The 11,712-nt window shown below is 71.2% G+C and carries 11 protein-coding genes; 5 read left to right on the top strand and 6 right to left on the bottom strand.

What is annotated here, in order from left to right; genetic code table 11:
• Positions 1 to 14: 14 nt before the first annotated feature.
• The 5 genes from A9X00_RS09040 (at position 15) to A9X00_RS09020 (ending at position 5,073) form a co-directional block, all read left to right on the top strand.
• Positions 15 to 1,280 carry an HNH endonuclease signature motif containing protein gene (locus tag A9X00_RS09040; RefSeq protein WP_067152118.1) on the top strand — a complete coding sequence of 422 codons (1,266 nt, stop codon included), beginning with the start codon at positions 15 to 17 and terminating at the stop codon, positions 1,278 to 1,280.
• Between the two features lie 10 nt (positions 1,281 to 1,290).
• Positions 1,291 to 1,923 carry a class I SAM-dependent methyltransferase gene (locus tag A9X00_RS09035; RefSeq protein WP_067152116.1) on the top strand — a complete coding sequence of 211 codons (633 nt, stop codon included), beginning with the start codon at positions 1,291 to 1,293 and terminating at the stop codon, positions 1,921 to 1,923.
• Between the two features lie 376 nt (positions 1,924 to 2,299).
• Positions 2,300 to 3,505 (top strand): serine hydrolase, encoded by a 1,206-nt coding sequence (locus A9X00_RS09030; protein ID WP_067152114.1) that lies wholly within the window; start codon positions 2,300 to 2,302, stop codon positions 3,503 to 3,505.
• 3 nt (positions 3,506 to 3,508) lie between these two features.
• Entirely contained in the window at positions 3,509 to 4,048 is a 540-nt protein-coding gene (locus A9X00_RS09025; protein WP_067152112.1) for a GNAT family N-acetyltransferase, read from the top strand.
• A 119-nt stretch (positions 4,049 to 4,167) separates the two neighbouring features.
• Entirely contained in the window at positions 4,168 to 5,073 is a 906-nt protein-coding gene (locus A9X00_RS09020; RefSeq protein WP_232006721.1) for a S1C family serine protease, read from the top strand.
• 7 nt (positions 5,074 to 5,080) lie between these two features.
• Here A9X00_RS09020 and A9X00_RS09015 read toward each other — a convergent pair whose 3' ends face one another.
• The 6 genes from A9X00_RS09015 to A9X00_RS08990 are packed head-to-tail and all read right to left on the bottom strand — an operon-like array spanning position 5,081 to position 11,702.
• Positions 5,081 to 7,762: a fumarate reductase/succinate dehydrogenase flavoprotein subunit gene (locus tag A9X00_RS09015; RefSeq protein ID WP_067152108.1), complete on the bottom strand. Its 2,682-nt coding sequence runs from the start codon at positions 7,760 to 7,762 to the stop codon at positions 5,081 to 5,083.
• Positions 7,762 to 8,502 carry an ABC transporter ATP-binding protein gene (locus A9X00_RS09010; RefSeq protein ID WP_067152157.1) on the bottom strand — a complete coding sequence of 247 codons (741 nt, stop codon included), beginning with the start codon at positions 8,500 to 8,502 and terminating at the stop codon, positions 7,762 to 7,764. Before A9X00_RS09010 ends, A9X00_RS09015 begins: the two co-directional genes overlap by 1 nt.
• On the bottom strand, positions 8,499 to 9,344 hold the full coding sequence (locus A9X00_RS09005; RefSeq protein WP_067152106.1) for an ABC transporter permease: 846 nt from the start codon (positions 9,342 to 9,344) through the stop codon (positions 8,499 to 8,501). The genes A9X00_RS09010 and A9X00_RS09005 overlap by 4 nt, the downstream gene beginning before the upstream one ends.
• Positions 9,341 to 10,729 carry an ABC transporter substrate-binding protein gene (locus A9X00_RS09000; RefSeq protein ID WP_067152104.1) on the bottom strand — a complete coding sequence of 463 codons (1,389 nt, stop codon included), beginning with the start codon at positions 10,727 to 10,729 and terminating at the stop codon, positions 9,341 to 9,343. The genes A9X00_RS09005 and A9X00_RS09000 overlap by 4 nt, the downstream gene beginning before the upstream one ends.
• Positions 10,729 to 10,956: a ferredoxin family protein gene (locus A9X00_RS08995; protein ID WP_067152101.1), complete on the bottom strand. Its 228-nt coding sequence runs from the start codon at positions 10,954 to 10,956 to the stop codon at positions 10,729 to 10,731. The genes A9X00_RS09000 and A9X00_RS08995 overlap by 1 nt, the downstream gene beginning before the upstream one ends.
• A complete protein-coding gene (locus A9X00_RS08990; protein WP_067152099.1) occupies positions 10,953 to 11,702 on the bottom strand; it encodes a GntR family transcriptional regulator in 750 nt (249 codons plus the stop codon). The genes A9X00_RS08995 and A9X00_RS08990 overlap by 4 nt, the downstream gene beginning before the upstream one ends.
• Positions 11,703 to 11,712 lie beyond the last annotated feature (10 nt).

Genomic DNA, 11,712 nt, shown 5'->3' with positions numbered 1-11,712 from the left:
GTACAATCGAACGTATGTTCGAACATGATCCCGGCGAGGCGGCGCTCATCGCGCGGATCGCCGAGTTGGAGCGGTCCAAGTCGGCGGCCTCCGCGGAGCAGGCGCGCGCGGCCGCGTCGCTCGATACGCTGCGCCGCGCCAACGAGGCCGCCGCCGGGATGCCCGCCGCCCAGCGCGGTCGAGGGCTGGCCAGCGAGATCGCCCTGGCCCGGCGCGATTCCCCAGCGCGCGGCGGGCGCTACCTCGGCTTCGCCAAGGCGCTGGTGCACGAGATGCCGCACACGCTGGCCGCTCTCGAGGCCGGACGGTTGTCCGAGTGGCGGGCCACGCTGATCGTGCGCGAATCGGCGTGCCTGGACGTCGAGGACCGTCGCCTGCTGGACTCCGAGCTGTGTGCCGACGGATCCAAGCTGGACGGGATGGGTGACGCGCGCGTCGTCGCGGCGGCCCGGGCGATCGCCTACCGGCTGAACGCTCAGGCGGTGGTCGATCGCGCCGCCAAGGCGGAATCCGAACGCACGGTGACGATTCGGCCGGCCCCGGACACCATGACGTATGTGACGGCGCTCCTTCCGGTCGCCAAGGGTGTCGCGGTGTACGCGGCGCTCAAGCGGGCTGCCGACACCACCTTCGACGACCGCACGCGCGGCCAGGTGATGGCCGACACGTTGGTCGAGCGGATCACCGGGCGGCCCGCGGACGCGGCCGAGCCGATCGCGGTCAACCTGCTGATCCCCGGCGCGATGCTGTTCGGCGATGATGACGGCGCCGCGGTCGTCGACGGGTACGGCCCGATCCCGGCGGCGGTGGCCCGCCAGCTGGTGAGCGACGCGGTCGCGGATAGCCGGTCGCGGGCCACGCTGCGGCGGCTCTACCGGCATCCGGGCTCGGGGGCGCTGGTCGCCATGGAGTCGCGCGCGCGTCGCTTCCCGAAGGGGCTGGCGACGTTCATCGGGCTGCGAGATCAGGGCTGTCGCACGCCTTACTGTGACGCCCCGATCCGCCACTACGACCACGCCACCCCGCATCGCCACGGCGGACCGACCAGCGCGGCCAACGGGCTCGGGATGTGCGAACGCTGCAACTACGCCAAGGAGGCGCCCGGGTGGCGCGTCACCGCCGCCGTCGACGAAACGGGCGGGCACCGAGCCGAATTCGAGACGCCGACCGGGATGCGTTACCACTCCGGCGCGCCGCCGCCGCCCGGGCCGTTCGAGATATTCGTCAGTGAGCTCGAAGCCCGGATCGCGATCGCGTTGCCCGATCTGCACGCCGCCTAAGCTGGCGGGTATGACTGGTCTTGATTTCGACGCGCTCTACCGCGGTGAGAGTCCCGGCGAAGGCATGCCGGCGATGGCCACACCGCCGTGGGATACCAAGGCGCCCAAGGAGAATGTCGTCGCCTGGCACACCGGCGGCTTCGTCCACGGCGACGTCCTCGACATCGGCTGCGGGCTCGGCGACAACGCGATCTATCTGGCGCGCAACGGCTACCGCGTGACCGGGCTGGACATCTCGCCGACGGCGCTGGTCACCGCCGAGCGGCGCGCCCACGACGCCGGGGTCGAGGTGACGTTCGCGGTGGCCGACTCCACGCTGCTCGAGGGCTACACCGAAGCGTTCGACACGATCGTCGACAGCGGCATGTTCCACTGCCTCGACGACGACGGGAAGCGCCGCTACGCCGCCGCGGCGCACCGGGCGACCAGGCCCGGAGCGACGCTGCTGATCAGCTGCTTCTCCGACGCGAATCGGAGCGACGACGACTGGCCCCGCCCGGCGGTGTCCGAGGCGACGTTGCGCGACGTCCTCGGTTCGGCCGGCTGGGAAATCGACTCCCTCGAGCCCGCGACGGTGCGCCGCGAGCTGGACGGCCAGGCGGTCGAAATGGCGTTCTGGCACGTCCGGGCGCGGCGACGCTAGCCGCTACGGCGGCGGAGGGTTCGGCGGGGGCGCGGGCGGCGACAAGGTCCGTGGGCGAGTGCGCCCACAGTTCAGGCCGACAATGCAGTCCCAGGTGGCTGACGCCTGCGGCTGGGCCGGGTCGCAGCACTGGTCGTCCGGCGAGCCGGGCGTCGGAGCAACAGTCGTCGGCGGGTCCGCAACGGTGCGCGGCGCCCCAGCACCACCGACTTCGCCGACACCGCCGAGCCCTAGGGCTAGCACGGCGGCGCCACCGCACGCTGCGGCAATCGCCCTGACTGGTTTATTTACCATGAGACAAATTCTTGACCTCAGCGCACCGTATGTACAGAGCCGCGGTGCGTCCGCTCCCAGCGGTCCTAGCTACCCTGAACCGGTGAATCTGGACGTTAATCAGGCCTCCATCCGCGAGGTGTGCGACGCGGGCATGCTCGCGGGCGCGTTGACGATGGTGTGGCAGCGCGGAGAAGTGCTGCAGGTCAACGAGATCGGCTACCGCGACGTCGACGCGGGCGTGCCGATGCGGCGCGACACGCTGTTCCGGATCGCGTCGATGACCAAGCCGGTCACCGTCGCGGCGGTGATGAGCCTGGTCGACGAGGGCAAGCTGACGCTGAAGGACCCGGTGGTGCGCTGGGCGCCGGAGCTGGCCGGCGTGCGGGTGCTCGACGACCCGCACGGTCCGCTGGACCGGACGCACCCGGTGCGCCGCGCGATCCTGATCGAGGACCTGCTCACCCACACCAGCGGCCTGGCGTACGGCTTCTCGGTGTCCGGGCCGATCGCCAAGGCCTACGTGCGGCTGCCGTTCAATCAGGGACCGGACGTCTGGCTGGCCGAGCTCGCCAAACTGCCGCTGGTGCATCAACCCGGTGACCGGTTGACCTACAGCCACTCGATCGACCTCCTCGGCGTCATCGCTTCCCGCATCGAGGGCAAGCCGTTCCACGAGGTTCTCGACGAGCGGGTGCTGGGTCCGGTCGGCATGCCCGACACCGGGTTCTTCGTGTCCCCCGCCGGGCGCCGCCGCGCGGCGACCATGTACCGGCTCGACGGGCAGGGGCGGCGGCACGACGACGTGATGGGGCCGCCGCACATCGAGCCGCCGTCGTTCTGCAACGCCGGCGGCGGGCTGTGGTCCACCGCCGACGACTACCTGCGCTTCGTGCGGATGCTGCTGGGCGACGGGACGATCGACGGCGTGCGGGTGCTCTCCCCGGAGTCAACCCGGCTGATGCGGACCGACCGGCTCACCGACGAACAGAAGCGGCACAACTTCCTCGGGGCGCCGTACTGGGTGGGCCGCGGATTCGGGCTGAACCTGTCGGTCGTGACCGATCCGGCCAAGAGCGCGCCGCTGTTCGGGACGGGCGGGGTGGGAACGTTCAGCTGGCCGGGCGCCTACGGGACGTGGTGGCAGGCCGACCCCTCCGCCGATCTGGTCCTGATGTATCTGGTGCAGAACCTGCCCGACATGTCCGCGGACGTGGCCGCGGCCGTCGCGGGCAACACGTCGCTGGCGAAACTCCAATCGGCGCAACCGAAGTTCGTCCGCCGCACCTATCAGGCGCTCGGGCTCTAGCGCATGGTCGACTACCCGCCCGTCCGCATCACCGGGCAACGGTTGGTATTGCGCCCGCCGATGCTCGACGACGCGGGCGCGCTGTTCCAGCGGATCGCGCGCGATCCCGAGGTCACCAAGTACCTGCTGTGGGCGCCGCACCCCGACGTGGCGGCGACGCGGCGGGTCATCACCGAAAAGCTCAACGTCAGCGATGACGAGCGGACCTGGGCGATCGCACTGAAAAACAGCGGCGAACTCATCGGGCTGACCAGCTGCCGGCGCCCCGTGCCGCACTCGGTCGAGATCGGCTACTGCATGGGGCGGCGCTGGTGGGGCAAGGGTTACATGTCCGAGGTGCTCGACCTGCTGATGACGGCGCTGCAGGCCGATCGCGGGGTGTACCGCGTCTGGGCATCCTGCAGCGTCGAAAACGACCGCTCGGCGCGGCTTTTGGAGCGCTCGGGTTTCGTGCTGGAGGGCCGGCTCGGCCGCTACGCCGTGTTCCCCACCATGGGACCCGAGCCGCAGGACAGCCTGCTGTACGCCAAAATCCTGCGTTAACGCAGCGTATCGCCAGGCGCGACGAGGTTTCCCAGCATGGTTAGTGGGAATCCGAGATGAGACACGAGGTGCATCGGGGCACACGCGAGCCAGTTGCGATAGGAGAAGGTGGCCTGCCGATGACCACCGCCACGCGGAGTCGGCCCTGCCATGGGCCGGGACGCCACGAATTGTCCGGTGGCCGCCACGAACTGCGCCGCGGTCGCCGCGGTTTTGCGCGACCCCGGTTGGGAATCATCTTCGGCGCCACCGCGCTTGCGCTGTTCTCGGGCGCCGCGGGCGCCCTCGGCGTGGTCGAACTTCGCCCGAGTGACCCGGGTGCGACGGGCCCGTCCGCCGGTACCCATCCGCCCGCCGCAACCATTGAGCAGGCGGCGGCCAAGGCGAGGCCCAGCGTGGTCAAACTCGAGACGGCGACCCCCGCGCAGGCCGACGAGGGCTCGGGAGTCGTGCTGAGCGCCGACGGGCTGATCCTCACCAACAACCACGTCGTATCAATGCCCGGCCCGGCGGCGACCCGGGCTACGCTGGCCGACGGACGCGCCGCGCCGTTTACGATCGTCGGCGCCGATCCCGTCGCCGACATCGCGGTCGTTCGCGTTCAAGGGATTTCGGGCCTGGCTCCGATCACCATGGGCTCGTCGGCCGGCCTGCAGGTTGGCCAAAACGTGGTGGCCATCGGCGCGCCGCTCGGGCTGGACGGCACGGTCACCACCGGGGTGATCAGCGCGCTGCACCGCCCGGTGTCGGGCGTCAGCGGCCCCGCCGGCAGCAGCGCGGTGTTCGACGCCATCCAGACGGACGCCACGATGAGCCCCGGCAGTTCCGGCGGCGCATTGGTCAACACGGCCGGCGAAATGATCGGGCTCAACTCCGCCATCGCGTCGATGGGAGCCATTTATCCCGGCGGCCCGGCCGGCTGGATCGGCGTGGGTTTCGCCATCCCCGTCGACCAGGCCAAGGGCGTCGCCAACCAATTGATCGCGAACGCCAACGCGGCGAACGCGTCGCTGGGTCGCCGCTGAGCCGCGACTACCCGTCCTGTTCCAACGCCCGCCGCGCGTAGGCGCGCACGTCGGCGTCACCGTCCTTGAGCGCGATGGTCAGCGCGTCGCGGGCGGGGGGTTCGACGGCCCAGCGGGTCAGGCTCAGCACCGCCGCCTTGCGCACGTCGAGGTGCGCGTCGGTGAGCGCCTCGGCCAGCAGCGGCACCGCCACCGCGGCGGGCGCACCCTTTAGTGCCCGCGCCGCGCCCTCGCGCACCTGCCACGCCGGTGCCCGCAATGCCTTTTCGACGGCGCCCAGATCGGCTTCCGCGCAGCCCAATTCGCCGAGGGCGGCGAGCGCGGCCGCGCGCACCAGCGGGTCGGGATCGGCGACCAGCGCGCTCACCGCCTGCGCGCCGTCGCGCAGCGTCGCCAGGCCGCCGGCCGCCGCGATGCGGACCTCCCGGCTCTCGTCCCCGGTGGCCGCGACGACACCGGCCACGTCGTCGACCGACACCAGCGCCCGCACCGCCTCGATGCGCACCCGGTGGTCGGGATCGTCCAGGGCGCCGCGGTATTGGGCGGCATTGCCGGCCCGGCGCGCGGCCAGCAGGTAGACGGCGGCCGCGCGCACCACCGAATCCCGGGACGCCAGATGAGGTTCGGCGCCGGACGGGTCGGGCAGCACCTCCACCAGCTCCCGGACGCCCTCGGCGCCGGTGCGGCGCACCGCGGCGTCGGCGTCGTCGAGCGCCGCGAACAGGGCTGGCGCGTACGCGTCGGGGATGTGCTCGGTCAGCGTGGCCACCGCGGTCCGGCGCACCCCGGCATCGGCGTCGGCCAGGTACGGCGCCAACTCGGCGACCGTCGGCTCCTCCAGCGCGAGGACCTCGGCGATGCGCGGCGACGGCGGCTCGAACGCCATTGCGGGCGAGGCGATCCGGGACGCGACGGTGGCCGGGGCCTGGCCGCCGAACAGCGGCGGCTGCTCCACCTCGCGCACGCTCTGGTCCGCCGGCGGTAGACCGTCCAGCTCCGGGACGGGCACGAAGTACGGCGCGACGGGCCGCTTGAGGAAGGCCATCTCGCCGTCGGCGCCCTTGCGCAGGTTCAGGTGATAGCCCCATTGGTTGTCGTCGCGGCCGGGCAGGTCGGCGCGGTCGTGGTAGAGGCCCCAGCGGGATTCGGTGCGGGTGAGCGAGGAGCGGGCGGCCATCTCCGCGCAGTCGCGGATGAACGACACCTCGACGGCGCGCATCAGCTCGTGCGGGTCGCGGGCGCCCATCTCGGCGATCTCGTCGCGCATCCGCTCGAAGGTGCGCACCGCGATGGACAGCTTGGCCGCCGTCTTCGGCGGCGCCACATAGTCGTTGACGAAGCGGCGCAGCTTGTATTCGACCTGCGGCTGCGGCGGCCCGTCCGGGTGCCGAAGCGGCCGATAGATCAGCTCGTGGGCGGCGCGCAGCTGGTCCTCCGGGAGCGTTTGTGGGGCAACGACATCGGGCAGCGACGCGGCGGCGTCGGTGCCGGCGAGGTCGCCGAAGACGAACGCTCCGATCATGTAGTTGTGCGGGACGCAGGCCAGGTCCCCCGCGGCGTAGAGGCCCGGCACCGTGGTGCGGGCGTGCTCGTCGACCCACACCCCGGAGGCGGAATGGCCGCCGCACAGGCCGATCTCGGAGATGTGCATCTCCACGTCGTGGGTGCGGTAGTTGTGGCCGCGATTGGCGTGGAAGGTGCCGCGGGTCGGGCGTTCGGTGGTGTGCAGGATGTTCTCCAGCGCCGTCAGCGTCTCGTCGGGCAGGTGCGACACCTTGAGGTAGATCGGCCCCCGGGCGGAGTCGATCTCGCTTTTCACCTCGGCCATCATCTGCCCCGACCAGTAGTCGGAGTCGACGAACCGCTCACCGAGGGCGTTGACCTGGTAGCCGCCGAACGGGTTGGCCACGTACGCGCAGGCCGGCCCGTTGTAGTCCTTGATCAGCGGATTGACCTGGAAACACTCGATTCCCGACAGCTCCGCGCCGGCGTGGTAGGCCATCGCGTACCCGTCGCCGGCGTTGGTCGGGTTCTCGTACGTGCCATACAGGTAGCCCGACGCGGGCAGGCCGAGGCGCCCGCACGCCCCGGTGGCCAGGATGACCGCCTTGGCGCCGACGGCGACGAATTCGCCGGTGCGCGTGTTGAATGCGGCCGCGCCCACCGCCCGCCCACCGGACGTCAGCACCCGCACCGGCATCAGCCGGTTCTCGATGCGGATCCGCTCGCGCATGGACTTTTGCCGCAGCACCCGGTAGAGCGCCTTCTTGACGTCCTTGCCCTCCGGCATGGGCAGCACGTAGGAACCGGAGCGGTGCACCCGGCGCACCGCGTACTCGCCGTGCTCGTCCTTCTCGAACTTCACCCCGTAGCGCTCCAGCCGCTGCACCATCGCGAAACCGCGGGAGGCGGTCTGGTAGATGGTGCGCTGGTTGACGATTCCGTCGTTGGCGCGGGTGATCTCCGCGACGTAATCCTCGGGTTCGGCCTTGCCGGGGATGACGGCGTTGTTGACGCCGTCCATGCCCATGGCCAGCGCGCCGGAGTGCCGCACGTGGGCCTTCTCCAGCAACAGCACCTGCGCGCCGTGCTCGGCGGCGGACAGGGCCGCCATGGTGCCGGCGGTGCCACCGCCGATGACCAGCACGTCGCAGTCGAGGCGGAGCGGGGTCAGGTCGGGCATGTCCATCATGCCGGCACCGAATTATCCAGCGCGGCAATGATTTCGGCGCGCAGTTCCGGACGCGCCCGGTCGACGCGCGGATCGGGCACGTCGAGCACCGCGCGCACCGGCTCGCCGGCGCGGCCCAGCACGACGATGCGGTCCCCCAGCGTCAGCGCCTCGTCGACGTCGTGGGTGACGAAGACGATCGTGGTCGGATGGGTGCGCCAGGTGTCGATGAGCAGGCGCTGCATGGCGGCGCGGGTCTGGGTGTCCAGCGCCCCGAACGGCTCGTCCATCATCACCGCGCGCGGCGCCCCGGCCAGGCCGCGGGCCAGCTGGACGCGCTGGCGCATCCCGCCGGACAGGCTCTTGGGCAGGTAGTTGCCGAAGCCGGTGAGCCCGAGCTCCTCAATCCAGCGCTCAGCCGCCGCGCGGCGGGTGGCGCGGGGTTCGCCGCGCAGCCGCAGCGCCAGCTCGATGTTGGACCGCACGGTGCGCCACGGCAGCAGCGCGTTGTCCTGGAAGACCATGCCGCGGTCGCCCGAGCTGGTGGTGACCTCGGCGCCGTCGGTGAGCACCCGGCCGTCGTCGGGTGCCAGCAGGCCGGCCAGCGCCCGCAGCACCGTCGACTTGCCGCAGCCCGACGGCCCGGTGAGCACCAGGATCTCCCCCGGCCGGACCGCCAGGCTCAAGCGGTCGATGACGGGAGTACCGGTGTAGGACAACCGGACTCGGTCCAGTTCGAGGCTCATGCCGAGCGTCATCGCGCCACCTCCTGCGCGCGCGGCAGCCACCGCGTCACCCGGCGGCCCACCAGCTCGACGGCGGCCGCCGTCGCGAAGCCGAGCACGCCGATGGTGATGATGCCGACGAACACCTGCGGGTAGGCCAGCACCGTGTAGTCCTGCCAGGTGCGGTAGCCGACGCCGAGCCGGCCGGAGATCATCTCGGCGGAGATCACGCAGATCCATGCCACCCCCATGCCGACCGAGAGCCCGCCGAACACGCCCGGCAGGATGCCCGGCAGCACCACCTGGCTCAATACTTCCCACCGGCCGCCGCCCAGGGTGCGCACCGAGTCCTCCCACAGCGTGGGCAATGCCCGCACCGCGTGCCGGGTGCTGACCATGATCGGGAAGTAGGCCGCGAGGAAGGTGATGAACACGATCCCGGCCTCGTCGGTCGGGAACAGCAGGATCGCCACCGGCACCAGCGCGATGGCCGGGATCGGCCTGGCCAGCTCCGTCAGCGGGCCGAAGACGTCGGCGAACAGCCGCGACCGGCCAAGCAGCACCCCGGTCGCCACCCCGATCACGGCGGCCAGCCCGAAGCCGGTGAGGATCCGCAGCAACGACTGCGCCAGGTCGAGCCAGTACTCGTAGGCGCCCAGCCGGCGGTGCAGCGCGGTCACGATCTGGGTGACCGTCGGCAGGGTGTCGAATCGCAGCACCGCCCGCACCTTGACGGCGGTGAGCAGCTGCCACAGCCCGATGGCGGCGGCCACCGACGCCACCCGCACCAGCCACGAGGGCCACGGCGACGCGACTCGTCGCGGCGTGCCGACGACGGGCGGCGCAATGGCTTGATCAATCGCCGTCGCGGTCATACCGAACCTCCCAGTGCTTGTTGGTAATTCACGGCGACACTGCCGGGATGGGCAGCGGTGTAGCGACGGGCCCCGGCGACGGTGCCGAAGGGCAGGAAGGCCTGGCCGTCGCGCACCCAGACCGCCTTGTCGGCGAACCACCGCGTTCCCAGCTCCGCGTCGGGCACGTAGGCGGCGCGGACCTTCGCGCCGCGGGCGGCGGCATCCCTGATCGCCTGCAGCAAGGCGGTGGGATTGGCGATGGTTTGGGTCGTATCGGAGCCGTCCAGCCACAGCTCGCTGGCGAGCGCGGGGTCGCCGGCGTCGACCGACGGGTTGACCGCACGCGCCCGCGTCGCGTCGTAGTCGAGCCCGCGGGCGGCGAACACCGCGCGCAGCGGTGTGTCCACGACGAACTTGCCCACGTCGAGGTCGGCGAAGTCACCGATCGACTTCAGGTACGGCACATCGCTTTTCAGCGCGTCGACCAGCGACGGTTTCAGCGTGGTGTCGAACGAGGTGCCGCCGGGGCCGTTGTAGAGGTACACCACCTCCTGCGGCAGCCCGCTCCCCTGCGCGACGATGCGCGCGGCCTCCAGCGGCTTTTGGTTGAGGAAGTCGGTCGCGTCCAGTTGCGCCTGCAGAAATGCCGCCAGCACCTCCGGGTGCGCCGACGCGTAGGAGCGCCGCACCACCACGCCGTGCAGGGTGGGCAGGTTCAGCTCGGCGCCGTCGTAGAGCAGCTTGGCCTTGCCCTGGTAGACCAGCAGCCCGGGCCACGCGACGAACTGCGACAGCGCCTGCACCTGACCGGATTCCAACGCGGACGCACCGATCTGCGGCTGCTGGTTGAGCACCTCCACGCCGCCGACGCCGGCCTTGGCCAGGGCGCGCACCAGCGTGCCGTGGCCCGCCGAGCCCACGCTGGCCGAGACCTTGGTGCCCGCCAGGTCGCCCAGCGCGGTGGCCGGCGAATCCGGCCCCACCACAACCATATTCAGCGCGCCGCGCGGGTTGTAGCCGGTGACCGACACCATCTCGGTGCGGGCCAGCGGGTTGGCCTGCGTCTTGGAGCCGTTGATCAGCATCGGATAGTCACCCATGGAGCCGATGTCGATCTTCTCGGCGAGCATCTGCGCGGTGATCGGCGCGCCGGTGTCGTAGTCCTGCCAGCGCACCGCGTATCGGGTCCCGGTGCGGGTGGTGATGTCGGCGAGCCGGTGCTCCAGGTAGCCCTGCGCGCGCAGCAGCGTGCCCGCGGTGACGGTGTTGATGGTCTTGGACTGGTATCCCACCACGACGTTGACCACGCCCGAGGACTGCGAGAACGATTCCAGCGAGCAGCCGGAAACGACGGCGACGACGACGGCCGCGATCGAGATCAGCCGTCCGGCTTGGCGTTTCATCAGCGTAAGAGGTAGGGCATGTTGACGGTGACGGCGCCGGTGGGGCAGCGGGCCGCGCAGGGGCCGCAGTACCAGCATTCGTCGACATGCATGTAGGCCTTGCCGGTGTCGGGGTCGATGGCCAGCGCGTCGAGCGGGCAGACCTCGACGCACAGCGTGCAGCCGTCGATGCACAGCGACTCGTCGATCGTGACGGGCACGTCGGCGCGGTTGTTGACCAGCGTCATGGCTTGCTCCTAATCAGACTGCCCTGCATGGTGATTCGATCGCCGCGCATCCGGATGTACTCCAGGTCGACGGGTCTGCCGTCGTCGAGGCTGGTGAGCCGCTCCAGCATGAGCAGCGCCGCCCCGTCGGGCACCTGCAGCGTGGCCGCGGAGTGCGCGTCGGCGGGGATGGCCTCCAGCGCCAGCGACGCCGAGCCGAGCCGCTGCCCGCTCACCTCCTCGATGAGCGCGAAGATGTCGTTGGTCTCCAGCGGATAGTCCAGGATCCGGGTGCCGATGTCCGGGGCCAGGTAGGTCAGGTCGAGGCTGAGCGGCAGGTCGCCGAGGTATCGCAGCCGCTCGACGAACACGGCCTGCTCGCCCGGCTCCAGCCCGAGCCGGCGGGCCACCGACGGCGGGGCGGTCACCGGCATGGCGGCGCGCACCTCGTTGCGCACCTCGCCGAGGTGTTTGAACGTCTCCTTGAGCCCCAGCAGCGCGTCCAGGCCGTGGGCGTACTTGCGCTGGGCGACGTGGGTGCCGACCTTGGGCCCGCGGTCGATCAGTCCCTCGTTTTTCAGGACCGCCAGCGCCTCGCGAACGGTGTTGCGCGACACGGCGAATTCGGCCGCCAGCTCGTGCTCGGCCGGCAGCGCGTCGGGGTACGCGCCGGCGTGGATCTGCTGGCGCAACACGTCGGCCACCCGGCGGGCACGGTCGGATCGGGAGCCATCGAGGGGTCCGCGAATCGGTACTGGTTGCGCCACGCCGTCACGC

Origin of the sequence: Mycobacterium sp. 1245805.9 (genome assembly GCF_001672915.1) — a bacterium.
GTDB lineage: Bacteria > Actinomycetota > Actinomycetes > Mycobacteriales > Mycobacteriaceae > Mycobacterium.
This window is presented reverse-complemented; position numbering and strand designations above follow the sequence as displayed.

Coding starts and splice junctions, on each gene's coding strand:
- A9X00_RS09040 (WP_067152118.1), top strand. CDS start 15: ATGTTCGAACATGATCCCGGCGAGGCGGCGCTCATCGCGCGGATCGCC.
- A9X00_RS09035 (WP_067152116.1), top strand. CDS start 1,291: ATGACTGGTCTTGATTTCGACGCGCTCTACCGCGGTGAGAGTCCCGGC.
- A9X00_RS09025 (WP_067152112.1), top strand. CDS start 3,509: ATGGTCGACTACCCGCCCGTCCGCATCACCGGGCAACGGTTGGTATTG.
- A9X00_RS09020 (WP_232006721.1), top strand. CDS start 4,168: ATGACCACCGCCACGCGGAGTCGGCCCTGCCATGGGCCGGGACGCCAC.
- A9X00_RS09015 (WP_067152108.1), bottom strand. CDS start 7,762: ATGGACATGCCCGACCTGACCCCGCTCCGCCTCGACTGCGACGTGCTG.
- A9X00_RS09010 (WP_067152157.1), bottom strand. CDS start 8,502: ATGACGCTCGGCATGAGCCTCGAACTGGACCGAGTCCGGTTGTCCTAC.
- A9X00_RS09005 (WP_067152106.1), bottom strand. CDS start 9,344: ATGACCGCGACGGCGATTGATCAAGCCATTGCGCCGCCCGTCGTCGGC.
- A9X00_RS09000 (WP_067152104.1), bottom strand. CDS start 10,729: ATGAAACGCCAAGCCGGACGGCTGATCTCGATCGCGGCCGTCGTCGTC.
- A9X00_RS08995 (WP_067152101.1), bottom strand. CDS start 10,956: ATGACGCTGGTCAACAACCGCGCCGACGTGCCCGTCACGATCGACGAG.